This window comes from Achromobacter sp. UMC71 (assembly GCF_014170305.1).
GTDB lineage: Bacteria > Pseudomonadota > Gammaproteobacteria > Burkholderiales > Burkholderiaceae_B > Achromobacter.
Map to the genome: position 1 here is coordinate 19054 of NZ_LZZT01000005.1, position 23170 is coordinate 42223.

Consider the following 23170-nt stretch of genomic DNA (forward strand, 5'->3'; position numbering starts at 1 on the left):
CCTCAGGCGATATCGGCCAGGTCCCAGCGCGGCCGGATGGTGAAGCCGTGCGCATCCGGATCCAGCGTCACCAGCCCCGCCTTGACCCGCTCGGCCGCCGCGAAGGCGATCATGGCGCCGTTGTCGGTGCACAACGCCAGCGGCGGAAAATAGGCCTGCGCCTTCAGGGGCTTGAGGGCCGCGGCCAGCTTGGCCCGCAGCAACTGATTGGCGCCTACGCCACCCGCGACCACCAGCCGGCGCAGGCCGGTCTGCTTGAGCGCGCGGATGGACTTGGCGGCCAATACTTCCACGATCGCGGCCTGGGTGGCCGCCGCCAGGTCGGCGCGGGTCTGCGCGTCCAGGCCCCCGGCCTGCTGTTCGGCCGCCTTGACGCGGGTCAGCACGGCGGTTTTCAGGCCGCTGAAGCTGAAATCCAGGTCGCCGCTGTGCAGCATGGGCCGCGGCAGGTCAAAACGCGTCGCGTCGCCGCTGTCGGCCAGCCGCGCCAGCGCGGGGCCGCCCGGGTAGCCCAGGCCCATCAGCTTGGCGGACTTGTCGAAGGCCTCGCCGGCGGCATCGTCCAGGGTTTCGCCCAGCAATTCGTAACGCCCCACTCCGTCGACCCGCATCAGCTGCGTATGGCCGCCGGACACCAGCAGCGCCACGAAGGGGAAATCGGGCCGCGGGTCCGCCAGCATCGGCGACAGCAGGTGGCCTTCCAGGTGATGAATGGGGATGGCGGGCAGATGCCGCGACCAGGCGAACGACTGCGCGACGCTGGCGCCCACCAGCAATGCGCCGGCCAGGCCAGGGCCTGCCGTATAGGCGACCGCATCGATGTCGGACATCGCCAGACCGGCCTCTTCGAGCACCTGGCGGGTCAGCGGCACCACGCGGCGGATGTGGTCGCGCGAAGCGAGTTCAGGTACCACGCCCCCGTATTCCTGGTGCATGGCGATCTGGGTGTGCAGGGCATGCGCGAGCAGGCCGCGTTCCGTACAGACGGCTGCGACGCCCGTTTCATCGCAGGAGCTTTCAAAGCCGAGAATAATCATGGCGGCAGAGTTTACAACTGATGCGAAAATACGCCCGTTTACAAAATCGTCGAGGGCAACAAGGCCCTCGCCCGACAACCTGAGCCTGCAAGCACCCTGGGGATAAGAATGCTGGAGAAGCTATTCAACCTGCGTGAACACGGCACGACCGCGAGAACCGAAATCGTGGCCGGCCTGACGACATTCCTGACCATGTCGTACATCATCTTCGTGAACCCGGACATCCTGTCGTCCACCGGCATGGACCGCAACGCCGTGTTCGTGGCCACCTGCCTGGCCGCCGCGCTGGGCTCGCTGGTGATGGCGCTGATCGCCAACTGGCCGATCGGCATGGCGCCCGGCATGGGCCTGAACGCGTTTTTCGCGTTCACCGTGGTCAAGACCATGGGCTACACCTGGGAGCAGGCGCTGGGCGCCGTGTTCATTTCGGGCGTGATCTTCCTGATTCTGACCATCTCCGGCATCCGGGTCTGGCTGGTCAAGGGCATCCCGCATTCGCTGCGCAGCGCCATCGCCGCGGGGATCGGCCTGTTCCTGGCCATTATCGCGCTGTCCAGCGCCGGCATCGTGGTTGCCCATCCCGCCACCAAGGTTACGCTGGGCGACCTGACCGCGCCGGGCCCGCTGTTCGCCATCCTGGGCTTTTTCATCATCGCCTCGCTGGACGCACTGCGCGTGCGCGGCGCGATCCTGATCGGCATCCTGGTGGTCACCGTGCTGTCCATGGCGCTGGGCTACAACGAATTCAAGGGCGTCTTCGCCGCGCCGCCCAGCCTGTCGCCGACGCTGTTCAAGATGGACATCCTGGGCGCGCTGCACACCGGCTTCGTGCACGTCATCCTGGTATTCGTGCTGGTCGAGGTGTTCGACGCCACCGGCACCCTGGTTGGCGTGGCCAAGCGCGCCGGCCTGATGCCTGAAGGCCGCCCCAACCGCCTGGGCCGCGCGCTGTTCGCCGACAGCACGGCCATCGTGGCCGGCTCGATGCTGGGCACCAGCAGCACCACCGCCTATGTGGAAAGCGCCTCGGGCGTGCAGGCCGGCGGCCGCACCGGCCTGACCGCCCTGGTCGTGGCCCTGCTGTTCCTGGCCGCGCTGTTCATTTCGCCGCTGGCCGGCGCCGTGCCGGCCTACGCCACCGCGCCCGCCCTGCTCTACGTGGCCGGCCTGATGATGCGCGAACTGATCGACATCGACTGGAACGACGTCTGCGAAGCCACCCCGGCCGCGCTGACGGCCCTGGTCATGCCGTTCACCTACTCCATCGCCAACGGCATCGCCTTCGGCTTCATCAGCTACGTGGTGCTCAAGACCGCCACGGGCCGCGTGCGCGACGTGCATCCGGCCACCTGGCTGGTGGCGATCCTGTTCGTGATCCGCTACGCGTTCTTCCCGGAATAAGCCGATGCGGCGGGCCCCCGCCCGCTTGCGACCCGCCGCCGCAGGCCGCCACCGGCCGCGGCGGTTTTTCTTTGGCAACGCCAGGTCACCATGCCTGCCACAGCACGCCGGCCAGGTACATGCCCAGCCCAAATACGGCATGCGTGGCCGCGCTGCGCAGGCAACTCTTCAGCGGCGTCGGCGTGCGCGATGCCGCAAATCCCGCCCCCATCGCCGGCTGCATCACGAACAGCGGCACCACGACGGTGGCGACACCGACGGCCAGCGCCGGCAGCAGGCGGGGCTCGTGCAGCCACCCCGTCCCCCACATCGCAACCAGCAAAGCCGCGAACGCGATCCCGACAGCGTAGTGAATCGCCCAGCCCAATGCCGCCTCGCCGCGTATCGGTGCCGACCGCCCGATGCCCGCGTGCGCGAACCGGCCCCGGGCCAGATGGCCGGCCCAGCGCCCCACCAAGGCATAGTCCAGCGTCGGCACACCCAGGCCCTTCAATATCCACGACCACCCGTCCATCACGACCGTCGCGCCGACCCCCACCCACACCACCCCTGCCGCCTCGTTCATGCCCAGTCCTTTGCGATTGATGAATACTGCGATGGCAGGCATGATAGAAGTTGAAGTCAACTTCAAGTCAACAGGGGTTTCATGGACATTTCCGAAGTGGCCCGGCGCACCGGCATGGCAGCGTCCACGCTGCGATACTACGAAAAGCAGGGCCTGATCGCGGCAACCAGTCCGGCCGGCCAGCGGCGCCGCTTCGCACCGGACGTGCTGGATCAACTGGCGCTGATTGCGCTGGGCCAGGCCGGCGGCCTGTCGCTGGATGACATCCGCGCCATGCTGCGCGCCGATGGCGCGGTACAGGTCGACCGGCAGGTGCTGCTGGCCAAGGCCGACGACATCGACGCCACCATCAAACGCCTGCGTGCCATGAGCCAGGGGCTGCGCCATGCCGCGCAATGCCCGGCCGCCAACCATGCGCAATGCCCGACCTTCCAGCGCTTGCTGAAGGCGGCCGCGGCGGGTCGGTTAAAGCGCAGCACGGCCGGGCTTGGCGAGCCGCGCCGCAACGCCGCGGGCCGCTGAGGCGTCAACGCCGCATCACACCGCCCCGCCGCTGGCACCGACCGCCTACGCCGCCGCCGTCCACACCGCCAGCTCGTAGCCGTCAGGATCGATGAAATGGAACCGCCGCCCACCGGGAAAACCGAACGCTGCGCGGCTGATGCGCCCGCCCGCGGCTTGCACGCGTTGCTGCGCGCCCGCCAGGTCGTCGGCGTACAGAATCACCAGCGGGCCACCCGGCCGCACCGGTTCGCCAGTGGTCAAGCCGCCGGCCAGCCGACCGTCGGTGAATTCGGTGTACGTGGGACCGTAGTCGGTAAAGGTCCAGCCGAACGCGGCGCCGTAGAACGCCTTGCTGCGGGCGATATCGGCCACATTGAATTCGATGTTGTCGATCTGGTGGTTCTTGCCTCTGGCGCCCATGGGGATCTCCCGCGAAATGGAAAATGAACCCGGATGATCGCTGAAACCAGACCGCGCGTCTTGAACAAAACGGCCAAGGCTGCGCAGGCGCTCATCCCCGCCACAGGCGCGCGCCGGTCCGCCTTACACCGCCGCCTGGGCCCGCAGTTGCGATGGCGTCATGCCGCAAAGCACTTTCACTTCGCGGCTCAGATGCGCCTGGTCGGCATAGTGGGCCTGGATCGCCAGGCCAGCCAGGCCCGCCTGAGGCGCGTGCCGCAACAGGCCCACGAAACGTTGCAACCGCAGGATGCGCTCAAGCATCTTGGCCCATAACCGAAGTGATCAAGGCAGAGACGGCGCAGGCTGCGCGCGCTCAGGCCCAGGGCCTCGCCCGTACCCAGGCCGGCAAGGTCGGACGCCGCCAGGCTGCTGAACAGGAGCGCGGCGCGCCGCGATGACGCCGCCGGCGCCAGCGCGTCGTACTCGCGCACAGCCTGCCGCGCCAAGGCGTCTTGCAGCACGCGCATCTGGCCGTCCGGCGTGGCGCAATGGCGCAGGCGCTGGGCGACCTGGCCCGCCCGGCGGTCGCCCCACAGGTCGTCCAGGCCCACCCTGCGCCCGACCAGCTCGGACAGGGGCACACCCAACCAGCTGCGCGCCGCGCCCGGCTGGAACCGAAGGCCCAGCACGCGGGCGCCAGACGCCAGTTGCGGGCGCGCGGCCACGACATCGGGGCCCACCACGCACAGACGCCCATCCACCCACAGAATGTCCACGCAGCCGTCGGGCAGGACGGCCACGTCGCCGCTCTGTCCGGGCGCCAGTTCGCTTGACCAGGCGCACAGGAAATGGGCGCGCAGCGGTGCAAGCGGCGCGGTTTCGCGATAGGCCCCGGTCATGCCGGCGATAGCCGGCAACTCGTCGGGACGGGAAGCAGCGGTGTGCGAACGGGCGATCATGGGGCGAGCGGAAGAATCGACATGACCACTATACCGGTACGGCTGGCCTGCCTCGCCAGCCCGATGGCCAATGGCCGCCATTGACCGGCGCTATCAACCCGGCGGCCCTCATGGTTGCTGGCGGACATGGTTGAATTCGCCGATACACTCCCCATGTATATAGGACTATGGAGTCAATCTTGCGCCGCTACCCGATGGTTTCTTCCTGTTCCGCCTTCTGCGCCGAGCGTCGCGCATGAGCGCCCTGGCCCGCATTCCCTTTTCGGTGCTGGACCTGGCCCCGATCGTGCAAGGCCGCGATGCCGCCGACGCGTTCCGCAACAGCGTCGCGGTGGCGCAGCACGTCGAACGCCTTGGCTACAAGCGCTTCTGGCTGGCCGAGCACCACAATATCAACGGCGTGGCCAGCAGCGCCACGGCGGTGCTGATCGGCCATATCGCCTCGCACACCACCACGCTGCGCGTGGGCTCGGGCGGCGTGATGCTGCCCAACCACGCGCCGCTGATCATCGCCGAACAATTCGGCACGCTCGAAACCCTGTACCCCGGCCGCATGGACCTGGGCCTGGGCCGCGCGCCCGGCAGCGACGGCGCCACGCAGCACGCGCTGCGCCGCGGTCCGCGCAGCGGTCTGGAGTTTCCGGCGCTGGTCGAGGAGTTGCGCGGCTTTCTCGCGCCCTCACGCCCCGGACAGCCCGTGCGCGCCATTCCCGGCGAAGGCCTGGACATCCCGATCTGGCTGCTGGGCTCCAGCGATTTCAGCGCCCGCCTGGCGGCCGAGCTTGGCCTGCCCTTCTCGTTCGCGGGCCACTTCTCGCCTGAAGGCATGGCCGCGATGCGGCTGTACCGGCACCTGTTCAAGCCGTCGGAAACGCTGGCCCGCCCCTACGCCATGATCGGCGTGCCGGTGGTGGCCGCCGAAACCGACGAGGCCGCCCGCCGCCAAGCCACCACGCAGCAGCTCAAGTTCCTGTCGCTGGTGCGCGGCAACCGCCTGCAATTGCAGCCGCCCGTGGACAGCATGGACGGACTGTGGAACGAATGGGAACGCGAGGCCGTCAATCAAAGACTGGGCGCGGCCATCGTGGGCGGCCCCGAAACCGTCAAGCGCAGGCTGGAAGCCCTGGTCGCCGAAACCGAAGCCGATGAAGTCATGATCGTCTCCGACTTCTACGACATCGCCGATCGCCTGCGTTCATTCGAGATCGTCGCATCGCTGAAGTGACGCCAACCATTGCGACGCGGCACGTCCCCGCTCTACTATGGACTGCGGGCACCGGCGATCCCGCGTCGCCAAATCAGGTCCGGGGCAGGCCCCCCTGGACCTCTGACATCGACTTTTTTGCGCCGCGCCAGCGGCAAGGACCCCAAAATGAGTATTGTTGAACTCACCAAAGACAGCTTCCAGGAAGCCATTACGCCCGACGGCACCCTGATCGTCGACTTCTGGGCGCCGTGGTGCGGCCCCTGCCGTGGGTTTGCCCCCGTGTTCGAGCAGGCCGCCACCGAGCATCCCGACGTCACGTTCGCCAAGGTGAACACCGACGTCGAACAGGAACTGGCCGGCGCGCTGGGCATCCGTTCGATCCCCACGTTGATGGTGTTCCGCGAAAAGGTCCTGCTGTTCTCGCAGCCCGGCGCCTTGTCCGGTGGCCAGCTCAACGAGCTGCTCGCCAAGATCAAGGAAGTGGACATGGAAAAGGTCCACCAGGAAATCGCCGCGGCCCAGGATAGCCAGGACGCGTAAATCACAAGGGCCCCACGGGGCCCTTGTTGCATTGCGCGGCGCGGCATTCAGCCCAGCCGTGTTCAGCCCAACACCTCCCAGGCCGCGCGGCCGCGCGTGATGTTGGCGGCCGTGCGCTCCAGTTCGGCCACGGCCGCGCGCGGCACCGTGAAGCGCAACGTCACCCCGTCGTGGGTAAAGTCTTCCTGCTGGATCGATGCACCGGCTTGCGCCAGCCGCGACTTCAGGAGCGGCAGTTCCGCAAAGCCGCAATGGCACGCGATGGTGGCCAGGTCCACCACTTCGGTACGCGGCCCGTTGCGCAGGCAGTTGGCGGCGCAACCGCCATAGGCGCGCACCAGACCGCCCGCCCCCAGCTTGACGCCGCCGAACCAACGCACCACCAGCACCGCCACGCGGTCCATGTCCTGCCCCTCGATGGCTTGCAGGATCGGCCGGCCCGCGGTGCCACCGGGCTCGCCATCATCATTGAAGCGGTATTCCTGCCCGATGCGGTAGGCCCAGCAGTTGTGGGTAGCCTCGGGATCGTTGTGGGCCGCGAAAAAGCGCAGGGCCTCGTCGACGCTGGCGACGGGTGCGGCGTGCGCGGCAAAGCGGCTTTTCTTGATGTCTTCCTGGTGGGAGCAGGCAGCGGTCAGCGTGTACGTCATAGCCCGGCATTGTAAGTGCTGGCGCGGGCTGGCCTGGACCCACTGACCCGCGCCAGGCCGGTATCAGCCGTGGCAGTCGGCCACTTCCTGGTCCAGGTAGACGTCAAACGCCACATCGCGCGCCCACTTGGCGGGCAGCGCCTTCCAGGCACCCGCGCGCGACCACTCACGCATGCGTTCGCCCAGCCAGGCCTGGGTGGCCGTGTCCTTGGCCGGCAACAGCCAGACGCGTTCGTGGCGGGCGCCATCCGCGGCCACGGTGGCCGAGAACTTCTTCCATTCGGGAAAGCGCATCAGCGGCTCCCACACGGCGTCATCGATCAGGCCGATGTCGCAACTGCCTTCGCGCACGGCCACCAGGGCATCGGACGGCACGCGGTAGGTGCGCACGACGGCGCCCCAGCTTTGCGCCAGCGCCTGTGCGCCCACCGCCGCCTCGGCCATGCAGACGCTGCGCCCGCGCGCATCCGCCGGCCGGCGCATCGCGGTATCGCTGCGGATGACGGCCTTGGGGCGGGCGGCGTAGCCCGTGGACAGCGCGGCGACGTCCGCGGGCAAGGGTTGCGCCGCCGGCAGGCTGCGGTCAGCCAGCACCACGTCGACCTCGCCTGCGGCCAGCAAGCGCGCCGCATCGGCGGCCGCCACTTGGCGCAAGCTGAACGGCAGGCCCAGTTCTTGCGCCAGCTTTTCCGCCATGGCGGCGTCCAGGCCTTCCGGTGTGCGGATCTTGGCGCCGGCCACGGGCGCGGGCGCCAGGTACGGCACCCCCACCACCAGCTCGCCGCGCTGGCGCGCCGCCGCCAGGCCGTCCGCCGGCACGGGGCCGGCGGCGGCGGTCAGACCGGCGGCCATGGTGGCCACCAAGGCGGTAGCGAGCATGGTCCGTGGAGCACGGCGCGTCATCGCAAGCCTCACACGTATTGGTAACGCAGCAGGCGGTGCTTCAACCGCTCGAGCACGAACTGGTCGATCACGGCCGCCAGCACGGCGATGACCAGGATGTTCGTCATCACCCCGGTCATGTCGGCGATCTCGCCCGAATACGCCAGCGAGCGGCCCAGGCCCTTGCCGAAACCGATCAGCATTTCCGCCGAGATCAGCGCGCGCCAGGCATTGCCGAACGCCAGTTGGGCGCCGGTGATCAGTTCCGGCATCACGGCCGGCAGGTAGACCCGCTTGACCAGGCCCCAGGGCGTGGCGCCCATGACGCGGGCGGCCGACACGTGCACGCGCTGCACCGACTCGGTGGCGTTCATCACACTGAGCGCCGCCGGGAAAAAGGCCGACAGCGCCACCACCACGATGATGGGCGTGTTGCCAAAGCCCATCACGATCAGGAACAGCGGCACCCAGGCGATCGACGGAATCGATTGCAGGATGACGATGGCGCTGCGCAGCACTTCGCGAAAGAAGAACAGCACTGCCGCCACCAGGCCAAAGCCGATGCCGGCGGCCAGCGCCAGGCCGTAGCCCGCGCCCAGCCGGCCCAGGGTGCCCATCAGGCTCTGGTGGAACGACGTCTTGCCCAGGTCTTCGATCAGGCGCTGCACCACCGCCGGCACACCGGGCATCAGGAAATCGGGCAAGGCGAACGCGGCCAGCTGCCACAGCGCCAGGATGAAGACAACGCCCAGCACGCCCGCCAGGTGTTTGCGGGCGCCGGTGACTCGGGTGGAAGCGCTCAAAGCTTGCGAGCCTCTTGCCAGGACAGGTCGACGATGCTGGACACGTCGTACGGCTTGCCGTCACGCGTCTTGAGCGAACCCTGGGCTTGCAGGATGTCGGCGATCTCCTGCATGCGGCGCGTGTCCTTGTCGGTCAGCTTGGGCGTGAACACCTGCGTGCTGATGGCTTCGGCAATGACCGTCTCGCGCGGCAGTTCGCCGCGATGCAGCGTCTTGAGCGTAGGCTCGGCGATGAAGTACGAGGCGATCAGCTTGGAGGCCTGCGCGGGTTCCTTCTGCAACAGCGTGATGGCCTGGTTCTGCGCGTCCAGCGCCTTCCAGACATCGCCCTTGCGCTTGGCCAGCGTTTCGCCGGAGGTGATCACCACCATGCACGGGAACGGCCAGGCCTGGCCCACTTCGTAGATCTGCTTGACCGGCGCCACCAACTGCGCGATGCGGTCATAGGGCTCGAACAGGAACGCGGCGTCGACGCGCTTGCCGACCAGCGACTGCACCGCCACGGCCGGACTGACGCCCATCACGTTGACGTCGTCGGCGCTGAGGTTGCCCTGCTTGAGCACCACACCCTTGAGCACCACGTCGGCGGTGCTGCCTTCGGCTTGCGAAGCCAGCGTCTTGCCCTTCAGGCCGGCGATGTCCTTGATGCCCGAGTCATCGCGCACGATCAGCGAGTGGTAACCCTGCTGCGCGCCGCCCACCACCTTCAGGTCCGCGCCCTTGGAGGCCCAGGCCACCGCATTGGTGAAGCCCAGCACGCCAATGTCCAGCTGGCCGCCGACGATGGCCTTGATCAGGTCGGTGCCCGACTTGAATTCGATCAGCTCCGAGTCCAGGCCGGCCTTCTTGTAGTAGCCGCCCTCTTGCGCCACGATCGCCTGCGCATCGTCCATCACGCGCAGATAGCCTACGCGGAATTTCTCGGCGGCCATGGCGGGTGCCGAAGCCAAGAGCGCCGCGGCCAGCGGCAGTACAAGCCATTGCTTGAATTTCATGGGAAAAGCTCCAAGGAATCAGGGATGGCCAGCGCCTCCGGGCGCCGTCCGCAAATCGGAAAATCGAATCGGGTCAGGCGGCCAGGGCCAGGTCGGTGTGGGCCACCGATCCGTCGACCGCAATGCCAAGCAGCCGCAGGATTTCGCGCTTCTCGGCGGCCAGGTCGGACAAGTCGTGCGTCTTGGTGCGATGCGCCAGGTTGAACTCGCGCAGCACCCGCGCCGGACGCGGGCTGAACACCACGATGCGGTCGGCCAGGAACAAGGCTTCGTCCACGTCGTGGGTCACCAGCAGCACGGTGGGTTTTTCCTGGGCGATCAGCTGTCGCAGCACATCCTGCAGCGACAGGCGCGTCAGCGCGTCGAGCGCGCCGAAGGGTTCGTCCATCAGCATGGTCTGGGGCTGCGCGATGAAGGCGCGCGCCAACGCCGCGCGCTGGCGCATGCCGCCGGAAACCTGGTGGGGATAGTAGTGTTCGAAACCCGCCAGGCTGACGCGCGCCAGCCATTCGCGTGCCGCTTGCCGGGCGCGCTTCTTGGGGGTGTTCTGGAATTCCAGCGCCAGGGCCACGTTGTCTTCCAGCGTCAGCCACGGGTACAGCGCGTGTTCCTGGAATACCAACGTGCGACTGGGATGCGGGCCGGCCACCGGCTTGCCATCGGCCAGCACCTGCCCTTGCGTCGGCTGTTCCAGACCGGCGGCCAGATGCAGCAAGGTCGACTTGCCGCAGCCCGACGGGCCGACCAGTGCGACCAGCTCGCCGGTCTTGAATTCGCTGGAAAAGCCATCCACGACCGGCAGGTCGCCGAAATGCTTGTGGACGTGATCGAAGGTCAGGTTCATGGAACGAATCGTGGGCGCGCGTGGGGAACGGGCCTAATCTAACAATTCGTTATATGAATTCAAACGATCAATATTGAATGTCTTTAATGCTTTTGATTATATAGGACGCGCCATTGCCGCTTACGCGGCCGCCTCGGCCCGTGAGGCATGGCGTTGCAGGCCGTAGGCGATCACAAAGCCCAGCAACACCGCCACGGCTGCTGCCAGGAAGATGGCCGGATAGCCGAAGCCCCCCGAGATGTAGCCGGCCACCGGCCCGGTGGCGCCCAGGGCCAGGTCCAGAAAGGCCGAATAGGCGCCCAGCGCCGCCCCGCGGCTGCCGGCCGGCACGCGCGCCACCGCCTCGACCCCGATGGCGGGAAACACCAAGGCGAAGCCGCAACCGGTGAGGGCCGCGCCCAGCAGCGCGGCCGTGGGATTCGGCGCCAGCCACAGCAACGCCAGGCCAGCCGCTTCGACCAGGAACGACACCTGGGCCACCCGGAAGCCGCCGAATCGCGTGATGGTGCCGGCGAACAGCAGGCGCACGCCGATGAACGCGCAGCCGAACGCGCTGAGCGCATGGGCCGCGCCCTCCCACGAAAAGCTGGCGTAATACAACGCCACGAAGGCGGCCAGCGTGCCGAAGCCCACCGAACCCAGCCCCAGCGCCATGCCGTGCGGGAACACCCGCAGCACCACACTCTTGAACGCCATGCGGTGGCCGCCCACGATCGCCACCGCGGCGCGCGCCAGCGCCAGCCCCAGGCCCGCCAGGCCCAGCAGCAACACAGTGCCGCCCAAGGCGCCCATGCTCCATTCGGTTTCCAGGTAGACGCCCAACGGCGCGCCCAGCGCCAGTCCGCCGTAGGTGCAGATGCCGTTCCAGGAAATGACCCGCGCCGTGTGCAGCGGCCCCACCCGCGCGATCGCCCAAGTGGCCGACCCCGTACCCACCCAGCTTTCGCCGAACCCCAGCGCCAGACGGCTGACGATGATGGCGGTCAGACTGAGCCAGGCACTGCGTTCAAAGGCATAGGCCAGCAGCAGGAACACGCCGCTGGCGGCGCAGGCCGCCATGCCGATCACCACGGTCTGCTTCGGGCCCACCGTGTCGGCCATGCGGCCCGCGTGCGAACGGCTTAGCAGCGTGGCCACGTACTGCACGCTGATCGCCAGCCCCGCCAGCACCGAGCCGTAACCCAGCTGGTTATGGACGTAGCCCGGCAGAACGGCCAGCGGCAGGCCGATGGCCAGATAGCAGATGAAGGTGAAAAAGGCGATCGCGACGATGCGCGCGGTCAATGCGACCGTCCCGATCGGCGCGCCGTCGGGCGTGGTGTGGGGTGTGGGAGACATGGCTACCGGGGTGGAACCTGGTGTCACCGAGACACCAGGGTTTACCCGGATGATAGCCCAGCAGGATTTCGGCTAGCTGAAATCAGGCCTCGATACCGCGCGAGGACAGGTAGTCTTCGTAGCCGCCACGGTAGTCGACGATCTCGCCCGAGGGCAGGATTTCGATCACGCGAGTGGCCAGGCCCGAGACGAATTCGCGGTCGTGCGACACGAAAACCAGGGTGCCTTCGTACTTTTCCAGCGCGAACTGCAGCGACTCGATCGATTCCATGTCCAGGTGGTTGGTGGGCTCGTCGAGCAGCATGACGTTGTGCCGGCCCAGCATCAGGCGGCCGAAGGTCATGCGGTTCTTTTCGCCGCCGGACAGCACCTTGGGCGCCTTGGGCAGGTCGTCGGCCGAGAATAGCAGGCGGCCCAGCACCGAGCGGATCGACTGGTCGTCATCGCCCGGCTGGCGATGGTCGCCCATCCAGTCCAGCAGGTTGATGTCGGTTTGCAGGAACTGATCGGATACGTCCTGGGCCATGTAGCCCAGGTCGGCATTATCGGACCACTTCACGCTGCCCGAATCCGGCGCCAGTTCGGTGGCCAGCAGGCGCAGCAAGGTGGTCTTGCCCACGCCGTTGGCGCCGATGATGGCGATCTTTTCGCCTGCATCGACCATGGCCGAGAAGTTGCGGATCACCGGCGCGTCGTAGGCCTTGGTCAGGTTTTCGACCGTGACGGCCAGGCGGTGCATGACCTTGTTCTGCTCGAAGCGGATGTACGGGTTCTGGCGCGACGACGGCTTGACCACGACTTGTTCGGCCTTGATGCGGTCGATCTGCTTCAGGCGCGAGGTGGCCTGGCGCGACTTGGACTTGTTGGCCGCGAAGCGGCGCACGAAGTCCTGCAGTTCGGCCACGCGTTCCTTGGCCTTGGCATTGTTGGACACCAGGCGCTCGCGGGCCTGGGTCGAGGCCAGCATGTAGTCGTCGTAGTTGCCCGGATAAATGCGGATTTCACCGTAGTCCAGGTCAGCCATGTGGGTGCAGACCTGGTTCAGGAAGTGACGATCGTGGCTGATGATGATCATCGTGCTCTGGTAGCTGTTGAGCACGTTTTCCAGCCAGCGGATCGTGTTGATATCCAGGTTGTTGGTCGGTTCGTCCAGCAGCAGCACGTCCGGATTCGAGAACAGCGCCTGCGCCAGCAGCACCCGCAGCTTCCAGCCCGGCGCCACTTCGCGCATCGGCAGGTTGTGCTGATCGACGGCGATTTCCAGGCCCAGCAGCAGTTCGCCGGCGCGGGCTTCGGCGGTGTAGCCGTCGTATTCGGCGAACTTGGCCTCGAGGTCGGCCGCGCGCATGTAGTCGTCTTCCGTGGCTTCCGGATTCGCGTAGATGGCGTCACGCTCGGACATCGCGGCCCACATCTCGGTGTGGCCCATCATGACCACGTCCAGCACGCGCAGGTCTTCGAACGCGAACTGGTCCTGGCGCAGCTTGCCCAGGCGCACGCCGGGTTCCAGCGAGACGTTGCCGGCCGAGGACTCCAGGTCGCCGCCGATGATCTTCATGAACGTCGACTTGCCGGACCCGTTGGCCCCGATCAGCCCGTAGCGGTTGCCTTCCCCGAACTTGACGCTGACGTTCTCGAAAAGGGGCTTGGGACCGAACTGGATGGTGAGATTGGCGGTGGATATCACGGTGTTTTTGGCTGCGGATGGGAATGAGTTGCGCCCGGACGGCGCACGGGCACGCGTCTGGCGAAACCCGATAGTGTACCAAGCCTGGACGGCAAACCGCCCGGCGCGGGCCGGGCGGCAGGAAATCCGTGACGGATCGTTGGCTTAGTGGTGGTGTTCGTCCAGTACCAGATGGGCCAGGCCCGCCTCGGTGGCGATGCCGACCTTCTGGCCGATCGGCAAGGTTGCCTTGGTCGCTACGTGGCCATAAGGCAGGCCGGTCACGACCGGCACCTTGACCGTCTTGCGCAGCCAGGCCACCACTTCGTGCAGGTCGTAACCCTTGTCGTGCGGCGCCAGCTTGTAGTCCGAGAAACGGCCCAGCACGATGGCCTTCTGCTTGGCCAGGATGCCCGCCTGCCACAGCTGGATCAGCATGCGTTCGACGCGGTACGGGTGCTCGGCCACGTCTTCCAGGAACAGGATGCCGCCGCGGATCTTGGGCATGTAGGGCGTGCCCAGCAGCGAGGTCAGCATGGCCAGGTTGCCGCCCCACAGGATGCCACGGCAATCGACCGGGTCGGCGTCCTGGGTTTCGAAGCTGAGGATTTCGAGCTCGCCGCGCATCACTTCGCCGAACAGCGCTTCAGTCAGATCGTCGACCTTTTTTCCGCCGAAGTCATAGATGGCGGTGGCGCCGGTGTAGCTGACCGCGCCGGTCTGCGCCAGCAACGCCAGGTTGAAGGCGGTGAAGTCGCTCATGCCGACAAAGCGCTTGCCGCTGTCGGCCATGGCCTTCCAGTCGACCGCGTGCAGCAGCCGGCCCATGCCGTAGCCGCCGCGCGTCACCATGACGATCGGCAGCTTCTGCTTGGCCGCGCGCGTCAGGCTGGCCAGGCGCTGGGCATCGGTGCCGGCGAAACGCTGGTGTTCGGCGTACGCCGTGCGGTCCAGCGCGGTCTTGAAGCCCTGCCCGGCCAGGCGTTCGCGCGCCAGCTCGACGGTCTGGGGATCGCGCACCGCGGACGACGGCGAGATCAGGTAGATGCCGCGGGCGTCCGGGAAGCTGTGGACGTGGCCGGGCTGGTGATCATGGCTGTGGTCGTGGCCGCAGGCCTCGCCGCACGCGTGATCATGGTTGTGATCGTGGCCGGCGTGGACGTCGGCCCTGGGCTTGGCTGCCTTGGAGGCCTTGCTGGCCGGAGCCGACGCGGCCTGACTCTTTTTCGCGCCGCGCGCCTTGGCGCCTGGGGTGTTGCTCATGCGATGGATTCCTTGGCGCGGCGTTCGCGGAAGAACCGGCGCAGCAGCTCGCCGCAAGGTTCGGCCAGCACGCCGCCGGTGACTGAAGTGTGATGATTGAGTTTGGGCACCGAGCCCACGTCCAGCACGCTGCCGCAGGCGCCGGTCTTGGGGTCGTAGGCCCCGAACACCACCCGGGCCAGCCGGGCGTGCAGCATGGCGCCGATGCACATGACGCAGGGCTCCAGCGTGACGTAGACGGTGATGCCAGGCAGGCGGTAGTTTGCCAGCGCTTTGGCGGCGCTGCGCAACGCGACGATTTCGGCGTGGGCGGTGGGATCGTGGTCGATGATGGTGCGGTTGTAGCCGCGCCCCAGGATGTCGCCCTGGGCCGAGACCACCAGCGCGCCCACCGGCACTTCGCCGATGTCGTAGGCGCCCTGCGCCTGTTCGAGCGCCAGCGCCATGTAGCGGGCGTCCTGCGCAGTCCAGGGCGGCTCGGCCGCCATGGCAACCGGATCAACCACGGTACACCCGCGACTTGAGCGCAATACGGCCAGCCAGGCTGGTGACCGCCTCTTCCAGCCATTGGTAGAGTTCGGCGTTTTCGTCGTAGCGAGCCTGGTTCAGGTTCGAGACCCGCCCTTCTTCGATGAAGCCCCAGGCGCGGCTGCGCTTGTCGCGGTGCTTCGGGTCCCACACGCCAAAGGCGAAACCGCCGGCGCGCCGGATCAGCGAGAAGCACGGAATGTCGGTGTAGCCGTCGCCGACGAACACCATCTGGTCGAACGGCACCCGCAGCCGGTCTTCGGGCACCTTTCGGTTGACCTCGAACGGCTTGTTGCGGAAATCGCGGCCGATGATGCCTTTTTGGATATGGAACAGGTAGCGCGTCTTGTCGGTGAAGCTGACGATGCGGCGCGGAAACGTAATGCCGCCGTCTTCGCCGTAGACGAATTCCGAGGCCCAGATTTCGGTGAATTCGTGGGCGATGGGCGTAGCGCGGACCACGTCGCCGATGCCGCTGGAGATCAGGTAGAACTCAAGCTGCACTTGCGGCTGCTCGGCCCGCACGGCCGCGCGCAGGCGCTGGAACAGCGTGGTGACCCCGTCGTGCAATTCCAGCCGCGCGCCCCACTCCTGCAGCCGCTGCTGCGTGATCAGGCCATGCTTGCCCTCGCGGGACAGCTGGATCATCTGGTACAGGTAGGCGGGTACGGGGTCCCAGTCCTGCTTGGATAGCAGCGGATCGACCTCGTCTTTCCAGAACGACGCCGTGTCCACGCCGATGCTGTCCAGGAAACCGGACGTGCTGTCCGAGGCCAGCGTGTCGTCGAAATCGAAAATCAGGGCGATAACGTCGGACATGAATATACGTAAGTAAGGGCGACAGCCGCCATTTTGCCTGAATGTGGCGGCTGTCGCCCTTGAAGGGACGCGGTCAGGCCGTCAAAGGCGATCTGGCCGCCTTTTATCGGCGCATTTACGGGCGCATCGCCGGCGGCGGCGGGGCCATGCCCGGGGCGGGCGCCATGCCCGGGGCCGGGGGCGGCGGCGGCACGGTGCCGGCCGGCACCTGGATCACGGTTTCACGCAGCACGCCTCCGCCCTGCACGCTACCGCGCACCTGGGTGGGCGAGCTCATTTGCGTAATGCAGTCCTGGCGCGAATCGGCAGGCAAACGGTTGCAGCGGTCAAGCATGTTCTGCTGGTGCTGCTCGGTGGTGCCGTCGCTGAGCTGCTTGCGGTTGGCTTCCTGGCGCGCCGCGCCCGCTTCACGCAGGCAAGCGGTGCGTTCCTGGCCGGTGCTGCCGTTCTTGCAAGCCGCCACATCCTGTTCGTATTGCGCCTGGATGCCGGCGCGGCCGATCGGGTCGGCCGCGTGGACCGCTCCGGCAGCCAGCATCAGGCCAGCCGCGCAGAGGGAGGCCGCGAGGCGTTTGGTATGCATGGGACGTACATTCATGGTCAGCTCCTTAAAGAGATTGAACCCGAACGGTGCGGCCCCGAAAGACCTGACACCGTTTGCTTGATACAACTACCCCACGATGCCTCAAAGGGGACATGTCAGGCAAGCCATAAACGTAAGCCTAAGTATCAGATGGTGCGACGCAAAATCAGCGCGCGTCCAGATCGGCATCCGCCTTTGTCAGGCGATTACGGTACGTAGCCGCGCGCATCAGCAGCATCGCCGTCACCGGCGAGGACACCACCAGCAGCAACGTAATGATCACTTCGTGAAACACCGGCCGCGCCGCCAGCGACGAAAACACCAGGATGGACGCGGCCAGCACGCTGCCGCAACCCAGGGTATTGCCTAGCGTCGGCGCATGGATGCGGGCATAGAACGAGCGGAACCGCAGCAGGCCGGCCGAGCCGGTCAGCGCCAGCAGGCCGCCCAGTACCAGCAGGATGCTGGCGGGGATGCCGGCCCACAGGGGGATGGGGGTTTCGATCATGGCTCGATCACCTCGCCGCGCAGCAGGAAGCGGGCCATGGCGGTGGAGCCGACAAAGCCGAACAACGCGATCAGCAGCGCAATGTCGAAATACACGGACGTACCCGAGCGGATGCCGAACACCAGCATGGTCAGCATGCCGTTGATGTACAGCGTGTCCAGCGCCAGCACGCGGTCTTGCGCGGTGGGTCCGCGCAGCAGGCGGATAGCGGCGAACACCATGCCCAGCGCGAAGCACACCAGGGCAAAGGACGCCGCCCAATACAGTATGGCGTTCATTCGAAGATCTCCATCAAGGGGCGCTCGTAGCGGTCTTGCACCAGGCGGATCCAGTCGTCCTCGTTCTGCAGGTCCAGCACGTGCAGCTTGAGACGATGGTCGTCGGTCAGGTCGACCCAGACGGTGCCCGGCGTGTAGGTGACGATGCAGGCCAGCATGGCCAGGCCGTGGGGTTCGCGCATGGTCAGCGGAATCATGATGAAACCGGGCGAAAAATCATTGCGCCGCGGGTTCAGGATGAGTTTGGCCACCGCGATGTTGGACTTGATAATGTCCAGCGTGACGTGCAGGAACAGCGGAATCACCTTCCAGAGGCGCCGTGGCTTGGCGCGCAAGGGGCGCAGGCGCGAGGCGGCCCAGGTGAACCACAGCGCCAGGGCGATGCCCAGGGCGATCTGTCCGGCCGACAGGCTTTCGTTCAGCACCAGCCACAGGACGAACAGGAAGACGGGCAGGAAAAGGAAGTAAAGGCGGCGCATCAGCTTCCTCCCGGGGTGGCGCGTACCGTCTGCGCGGACATGACGGCTTCGATGTAGCGGGTGGGTTGGTCCAGCGAGCGGGCGGCGTCGTCCAGGTAGGCCGACACCGGGCCCGCGCCGGCCGCCAGACCCACGCAGAGCAGCAGCAAGATGGCAACCGGCCCCGCTTCGATCACGCGCAGGCGCGGCGTGCTGCGGTCGTCGCTGGCCCAGAACACGCGGATGCCGGTACGGCCCAGGCCGATCAGCCCGGCCAGGCCGGACACCAGCACGGCCGCCACCAGGATCCAGGCGTCCATGGGCGGCGCCGATTCGTTGGCCGCCGACACCGCGGCCGACAACAGCGAGAACTTGGCCACGAAGCCCGACAGCGGTGGCAGGCCGGTCACGAGCAAGGCGCAACAGATGAAGGCCAGCCCCAGGAACGCCATGGCAGCCGGAATGGCCACGCCCACGACGTCGTCGGACCGGTTGACCGAGGTGGGGTCATCCAGGTCGAAGGCGTCGAGCGTGACCGCCAGCACGTTGGCGCCGAAGCTGCGCGTGCGTTCGATCAGTTCGGCCAAGAGGAAGAACGCGCCCGTGGTCAGCACCGAGCTGATCAGGTAGAACAGCGCCGGCCCCGTCAGTGTCACGCCGGGCATGCCCAGCGCGGTCAGCAGCGTGCCGGCCGAGACGATGACGCAGTACCCCACCATTTTCTCCAACTGCTGGGTGGCGAGCAGGCCCAGGCCGCCGAACAGCAGCGTGGCCAGGCCGGCGGCGAACATCCAGTCCAGGCTGAAGGCGGCCGGTGCACCGGTAGGCAGCAGCAGCGAGCCGATGCGCAGCAGCGCATAGATGCCGACCTTGGTCATGATCGAGAACATGGCGGCGATCGGCGCGCTGGCCGAGCCATAGCCCTTGACCAGCCAGAAGTTCAGCGGCCACGCCCCGGCCTTGACCAGGAAGGCCACGCCCAGGATGGCGGCGCCGGCCTCGAACAGCATGCGGTCCGAGCCGGTCAGGTTGCCCGCGCGCAGTGCCAGGTCGGCCATGTTGAGCGTGCCGGTCACGCCGTAGATCAGCGCAATGCTGATCAGCAACAGGAACGACGCGACCAGATTGACCGCGATGTACTGCAGGCCGGCGCTGACGCGCGCCACGCCCGAGCCATGCAGCAGCAGGCCGTAGGACGCCGCCAGCAGGACCTCGAAGAACACGAACAGATTGAACAGGTCGCCGGTCAGGAAGGCGCCGTTCAAGCCCATCAGGAGGAACTGGAACAGCGAATGGAAATGCACGCCCGCGCGGTCCCAGCGGGCCAGCGAATACGTGAGCGTCGCCAGGCCCAGCACCGCGGTCAGCGTCAGCATGACGGCGGCCAGGCGGTCGACCACCAGCACGATGCCGAACGGCGCGGGCCAGTCGCCCACCAGGTAGACGCCCACGCCGTCGGGCCAGACGCCCGGCACCGCGCCGCCGGCCACGGCCAGCAGCGCGATGGCCCAGACCAGTTGGGCCAGCGTCGAGACCGTGGCGATGGCGCCGCGCGTGTAGCGGCTGGTATCGGCCAGCAGCAGCATCACGGCGCCGGCCAGCAGCGGCGTGATGATGGGCAATACAGGAAGATGTTGAAGCCAGAAACTCAAGATTGGGACTCCCGTCCATCGACGTGGTCGGTGCCCGTCAAGCCGCGCGAGGCCAGCAGCACCACCAGGAACAGCGCGGTGGTGGCAAAGCCGATCACGATCGCCGTCAGCACCAGCGCTTGCGGCAGCGGATCGGCGTACCAGGAAGGATCATGGGCCATGGCCGGGTCGATCACCGGCGGGCGGCCGGAGGTCAGCCGGCCCATGCCGAAAATGAACAGGTTGACCGCGTAGGAGACCAGCGACAGGCCCATGATGAACTGGAACGTCCGTGGCCGCAGCAGCAGCCAGACGCCCGAGCCCGCCAAGACGCCGATCGCGACGGCGTAAATCAATTCCATCAGGCTTCCCCCGTTTGAGCAGCGGCTGCCTGGCTTTCGGCGGCCGCCTTGCGTTGCGCGCGCAGCGATTGGTGAGCCAGCGCCACCAGCACCAGCACCGTGGACCCGACCACCAGCATGTAGACGCCCAGGTCGAACAGCAGCACGCTGGACAGGTGCACGTGACCCACCAGCGGCAAGGCGATGTCCCAGGACAGCGCGGCCAGGAACGGCTTGTAGGCCAGCCAGGCCGTAACCGCCGCGGCGCCGGCAAACAGCAGGCCGATGCCGATCCAGTTCTGCGGATTCAGGCGGCTGCGCGATTCCACCCAGTACACCCCGCCCACCATGTATTGCAGGATGACGGCGGTGGCAAAGATCAGCCCGCCGACGAAACCGCCGCCCGGCTGGTTGTGGCCGCGCAGCAGGAAGTACACCGAAATCAGCGCGGCCGTGGGCAACAGCAGGCGTACCAGCACCGTCGGCACCATTGTGGAACCCGTGGGCACGACGGACTTGATGTCGGGCGCGGCGGGCACGGGGCCGTCCTGGTCGATCTGCTGGCGCGGCAGGTCGGCGCTTTCCGCGGCGGGCCGGAAACGGCGCAGCAGCGCATAGACCGTCAGCGCCACGATGCCCAGTACCGTGATTTCACCGAAGGTATCAAAGCCGCGGAAATCCACCAGGATCACGTTGACCACATTGGTGCCCCCGCCGTCCGGCAGCGCCCGGTCGACGAAATAAGAGGAAATGGTGTCGCCTTGCGGGCGCACCAGCACCGCGTAGGCCAGCGCGGCCATGCCGGTGCCGGCGGCGGTGGCCATCAGCAAGTCGCGCAAGCGACGGCCGCGTGCCCGCAGCGTGGCGCCCAGGCCTTCGTCTTCGTCCTGCTCAATACGGCGCGGCAGCCAGCGCAGGCCCAGCAGCAACAGCACCAGGGTGACGACTTCCACCGACAGCTGCGTCAGCGCCAGGTCGGGCGCGGAGAACCAGACGAAGGTCAGGCAGGTGATCAGGCCCGCGCCCCCGGCCAGGGCCAGCGACGCCAGCCGGTGGTACTTGGCCTGGTATGCGGCGGCCACCGCGCAGACGCCCCCCACCAGCCACAGCAGCGCGAACGCCGGATCCACCGCCGCCATGCGGCCGGTACCGTCCAGCCAGCCCCCGGCCCTGAGCGGCAGCCAGGCCACGAATAGCGTGCCCAGCACGATCAGCAGCATCTGCACCTGCAGGCGCGACGAGGCCAGCCAGCGCAGCAGCCAGGCGGCCGCGACGCTGGAGCCGTCCAGCAGCGTTTCGAACGACCGGCGGCCGTCCAGGCGGTAAATGAACGGCACGCGGCCCGGATTGGCGCGCTGGTGGGCGCGCAGCGCCAGGTACAGCAGCACGCCCGAGGTCATGGCGACGAAGCTCATGACCAGCGGCAGGTTCACGCCGTGCCAGACCGACAGGCTGTATTCGGGCATGTCCTTGCCCAGGATGCTTTGCGCGGCGGTGGCCAGGAACGGGCCCAGGGTCACGCTCGGCAGGATGCCGACGAGCAGGCAGATCAGCACCAGCAGCGCGCTGGGGAACAGCATCCAGCGCGGCGGCTCGTGCGGGGCGCGCGGCAGGTCGGTGGCCGGCGGGCCGAAGAACACCTGCAGGATGAAGCGCAGCGAATACGCCACGCTGAAGGCCCCCGCCACGGTGGCCGCCAGCGGCAGCCCCATGCGCGTGATCCAGTCGCCGCTGACGAAGGTGGTCTCGGCGAAGAACATTTCCTTGGAGATGAAGCCGTTGAGCAGCGGCACCCCGGCCATGGACGCCGCCGCCACCATGGCCAGCGTGGCCGTGATCGGCATGGCCTTGTACAGGCCGGACAGCCGGCTCAGGTCGCGGGTGCCGGTTTCGTGGTCGACGATGCCCGCCGCCATGAAGAGCGAGGCCTTGAAGGTGGCGTGGTTGACCATGTGGAACACGGCCGCCACCAGCGCCAGCGAACTGTTCAGGCCCAGGAGCAGCGTGATCAGGCCCAGGTGGCTGATGGTGGAATACGCCAGCACCCCTTTCATGTCCTGCTGGAAGATGGCGGCATAGCCGCCCAGCACCAGCGTGATCAGGCCCGCGCCGCCGATGATCCAGAACCATTCATCCGTGCCGGCCAGCACCGGCCAGAAGCGCGCCAGCAGGAATACGCCCGCCTTGACCATGGTGGCCGAGTGCAGATAGGCCGACACCGGCGTGGGCGCGGCCATGGCATTGGGCAGCCAGAAGTGGAATGGGAACTGCGCGCTTTTGGTCAGCGCGCCCAGCGCCACCAGCACCAGCACGGCCGGGTACCAGGGGTCGGCGCGCACCAGGTCGCCGGCGGCCAGGACGCGGTCCATGTCGTAGCTGCCGACAATGTGGCCCAGGATCAGCACGCCGGCCAGCAGACAGAGCCCGCCGGCGCCGGTCACCGTCAACGCCATGCGCGCGCCGCGGCGGGCATCCAGCCGGTGGTGCCAGTAGGCAATCAGCATGAACGAAGCCAGGCTGGTCATTTCCCAGAACATGACCAGCTGGATCAGGTTGCCCGACAGCACCACGCCGAGCATGGCGGCCATGAAGGCCTGGAAAAACGAGAAGAAGCGCGGCACCGGGTCTTCCGGCGACATGTAATAGCGGGCGTACAGCACCACCAGCGCCCCCATGCCCGAGACGATCAGCGCGAACAACCACGCGTAGCCGTCCATGCGCAACGAGAACTGGAGCCCCAGCGCGGGCGCCCAGGGCATGTCCACGCGGATTACGCCGCCATTGGCAACTTGGGGATAGAGGCTGCCGACAAGAACTGCGCAGGTCAGGGCGATGATGCCCGCCAACCAGGCCTCGGCATTGCGGGCGTTGGAAGGCAGCAGCGCGGCGCACAGGCTGCCGGCAAACGGCAGAGCGAGGATCAGTATCAGCGACATGGCGTTCCGAGAATGTCCGGGCCCCCTCCCGC

25 protein-coding genes are annotated in these 23170 nt (G+C 67.3%); 4 read left to right on the forward strand and 21 right to left on the reverse strand.

Going from position 1 to position 23170, the window contains the following annotated elements; translation table 11 throughout:
* Positions 1 to 2: 2 nt before the first annotated feature.
* A complete protein-coding gene (gene tsaD / locus A9974_RS01450; RefSeq protein ID WP_183002419.1) occupies positions 3 to 1037 on the reverse strand; it encodes a tRNA (adenosine(37)-N6)-threonylcarbamoyltransferase complex transferase subunit TsaD in 1035 nt (344 codons plus the stop codon).
* Between the two features lie 108 nt (positions 1038 to 1145).
* On the opposite strand from tsaD, the gene A9974_RS01455 reads away from it, so the two are divergent.
* Positions 1146 to 2438: an NCS2 family permease gene (locus tag A9974_RS01455; RefSeq protein ID WP_183002420.1), complete on the forward strand. Its 1293-nt coding sequence runs from the start codon at positions 1146 to 1148 to the stop codon at positions 2436 to 2438.
* Positions 2439 to 2523: 85 nt separating this feature from the next.
* Here the strand turns inward: A9974_RS01455 and A9974_RS01460 are convergent, their stop codons facing one another.
* Complete coding sequence (locus A9974_RS01460; RefSeq protein ID WP_255467962.1) at positions 2524 to 3045, reverse strand: DUF2938 domain-containing protein; 522 nt, start codon at positions 3043 to 3045, stop codon at positions 2524 to 2526.
* A 39-nt stretch (positions 3046 to 3084) separates the two neighbouring features.
* Between A9974_RS01460 and A9974_RS01465 the strand changes: the two genes are divergently transcribed.
* Positions 3085 to 3525 (forward strand): helix-turn-helix domain-containing protein, encoded by a 441-nt coding sequence (locus tag A9974_RS01465; protein WP_183002421.1) that lies wholly within the window; start codon positions 3085 to 3087, stop codon positions 3523 to 3525.
* Positions 3526 to 3570: 45 nt separating this feature from the next.
* On the opposite strand, the gene A9974_RS01470 is transcribed toward A9974_RS01465, so the two are convergent.
* Positions 3571 to 3927: a VOC family protein gene (locus A9974_RS01470; RefSeq protein ID WP_183002422.1), complete on the reverse strand. Its 357-nt coding sequence runs from the start codon at positions 3925 to 3927 to the stop codon at positions 3571 to 3573.
* Positions 3928 to 4115: 188 nt separating this feature from the next.
* Positions 4116 to 4868, reverse strand: coding sequence for a DUF6597 domain-containing transcriptional factor (locus A9974_RS01475; RefSeq protein ID WP_255467963.1), 753 nt, complete (start codon positions 4866 to 4868; stop codon positions 4116 to 4118).
* A gap of 235 nt (positions 4869 to 5103) precedes the next feature.
* Here A9974_RS01475 and A9974_RS01480 point away from each other — a divergent pair, with 235 nt between their 5' ends.
* Positions 5104 to 6093 carry an LLM class flavin-dependent oxidoreductase gene (locus tag A9974_RS01480; RefSeq protein WP_183002423.1) on the forward strand — a complete coding sequence of 330 codons (990 nt, stop codon included), beginning with the start codon at positions 5104 to 5106 and terminating at the stop codon, positions 6091 to 6093.
* 147 nt (positions 6094 to 6240) lie between these two features.
* Positions 6241 to 6615, forward strand: a complete 375-nt coding sequence (locus A9974_RS01485) for a co-chaperone YbbN (protein WP_006388150.1) — start codon at positions 6241 to 6243, stop codon at positions 6613 to 6615.
* A gap of 62 nt (positions 6616 to 6677) precedes the next feature.
* On the opposite strand, the gene A9974_RS01490 is transcribed toward A9974_RS01485, so the two are convergent.
* The 17 genes from A9974_RS01490 to A9974_RS01570 all read right to left on the reverse strand — a co-directional run bounded on the left by A9974_RS01490 (position 6678) and on the right by A9974_RS01570 (position 23138).
* Positions 6678 to 7265: a YigZ family protein gene (locus A9974_RS01490; protein ID WP_183002424.1), complete on the reverse strand. Its 588-nt coding sequence runs from the start codon at positions 7263 to 7265 to the stop codon at positions 6678 to 6680.
* Between the two features lie 63 nt (positions 7266 to 7328).
* On the reverse strand, positions 7329 to 8144 hold the full coding sequence (locus A9974_RS01495; RefSeq protein WP_183002425.1) for a transporter substrate-binding domain-containing protein: 816 nt from the start codon (positions 8142 to 8144) through the stop codon (positions 7329 to 7331).
* 32 nt (positions 8145 to 8176) lie between these two features.
* Positions 8177 to 8950, reverse strand: coding sequence for an ABC transporter permease (locus A9974_RS01500; protein ID WP_183002426.1), 774 nt, complete (start codon positions 8948 to 8950; stop codon positions 8177 to 8179).
* Positions 8947 to 9945: an ABC transporter substrate-binding protein gene (locus A9974_RS01505; RefSeq protein ID WP_183002427.1), complete on the reverse strand. Its 999-nt coding sequence runs from the start codon at positions 9943 to 9945 to the stop codon at positions 8947 to 8949. The genes A9974_RS01500 and A9974_RS01505 overlap by 4 nt, the downstream gene beginning before the upstream one ends.
* Before the next feature lie 73 nt (positions 9946 to 10018).
* Positions 10019 to 10789, reverse strand: a complete 771-nt coding sequence (locus A9974_RS01510; protein WP_183002428.1) for an ABC transporter ATP-binding protein — start codon at positions 10787 to 10789, stop codon at positions 10019 to 10021.
* Between the two features lie 120 nt (positions 10790 to 10909).
* On the reverse strand, positions 10910 to 12127 hold the full coding sequence (locus tag A9974_RS01515) for an MFS transporter (protein WP_183002429.1): 1218 nt from the start codon (positions 12125 to 12127) through the stop codon (positions 10910 to 10912).
* An 82-nt stretch (positions 12128 to 12209) separates the two neighbouring features.
* A complete protein-coding gene (locus A9974_RS01520; protein WP_183002430.1) occupies positions 12210 to 13814 on the reverse strand; it encodes an ABC-F family ATPase in 1605 nt (534 codons plus the stop codon).
* Positions 13815 to 13958: 144 nt separating this feature from the next.
* Positions 13959 to 15056 carry an LD-carboxypeptidase gene (locus A9974_RS01525; RefSeq protein WP_183002431.1) on the reverse strand — a complete coding sequence of 366 codons (1098 nt, stop codon included), beginning with the start codon at positions 15054 to 15056 and terminating at the stop codon, positions 13959 to 13961.
* On the reverse strand, positions 15053 to 15544 hold the full coding sequence (gene tadA / locus A9974_RS01530) for a tRNA adenosine(34) deaminase TadA (RefSeq protein ID WP_183002447.1): 492 nt from the start codon (positions 15542 to 15544) through the stop codon (positions 15053 to 15055). The genes A9974_RS01525 and tadA overlap by 4 nt, the downstream gene beginning before the upstream one ends.
* Positions 15545 to 15554: 10 nt before the next feature.
* Positions 15555 to 16403 carry an HAD family hydrolase gene (locus tag A9974_RS01535; RefSeq protein ID WP_183002432.1) on the reverse strand — a complete coding sequence of 283 codons (849 nt, stop codon included), beginning with the start codon at positions 16401 to 16403 and terminating at the stop codon, positions 15555 to 15557.
* 115 nt (positions 16404 to 16518) lie between these two features.
* Complete coding sequence (locus A9974_RS01540) at positions 16519 to 17001, reverse strand: hypothetical protein (RefSeq protein WP_255467965.1); 483 nt, start codon at positions 16999 to 17001, stop codon at positions 16519 to 16521.
* A gap of 151 nt (positions 17002 to 17152) precedes the next feature.
* The gene (gene mnhG / locus A9974_RS01545; RefSeq protein WP_183002433.1) at positions 17153 to 17494 is read right to left on the reverse strand and encodes a monovalent cation/H(+) antiporter subunit G; all 342 of its coding nucleotides are present in this window, start codon (positions 17492 to 17494) and stop codon (positions 17153 to 17155) included.
* Positions 17491 to 17772, reverse strand: a complete 282-nt coding sequence (locus A9974_RS01550) for a K+/H+ antiporter subunit F (RefSeq protein WP_006394683.1) — start codon at positions 17770 to 17772, stop codon at positions 17491 to 17493. Before A9974_RS01550 ends, mnhG begins: the two co-directional genes overlap by 4 nt.
* The gene (locus A9974_RS01555; RefSeq protein WP_029953604.1) at positions 17769 to 18251 is read right to left on the reverse strand and encodes a Na+/H+ antiporter subunit E; all 483 of its coding nucleotides are present in this window, start codon (positions 18249 to 18251) and stop codon (positions 17769 to 17771) included. The genes A9974_RS01550 and A9974_RS01555 overlap by 4 nt, the downstream gene beginning before the upstream one ends.
* On the reverse strand, positions 18251 to 19882 hold the full coding sequence (locus tag A9974_RS01560; RefSeq protein WP_183002434.1) for a monovalent cation/H+ antiporter subunit D: 1632 nt from the start codon (positions 19880 to 19882) through the stop codon (positions 18251 to 18253). The genes A9974_RS01555 and A9974_RS01560 overlap by 1 nt, the downstream gene beginning before the upstream one ends.
* Entirely contained in the window at positions 19879 to 20223 is a 345-nt protein-coding gene (locus tag A9974_RS01565) for a Na+/H+ antiporter subunit C (protein ID WP_183002435.1), read from the reverse strand. Before A9974_RS01565 ends, A9974_RS01560 begins: the two co-directional genes overlap by 4 nt.
* Positions 20223 to 23138, reverse strand: coding sequence for a monovalent cation/H+ antiporter subunit A (locus A9974_RS01570; protein ID WP_183002436.1), 2916 nt, complete (start codon positions 23136 to 23138; stop codon positions 20223 to 20225). Before A9974_RS01570 ends, A9974_RS01565 begins: the two co-directional genes overlap by 1 nt.
* Positions 23139 to 23170 lie beyond the last annotated feature (32 nt).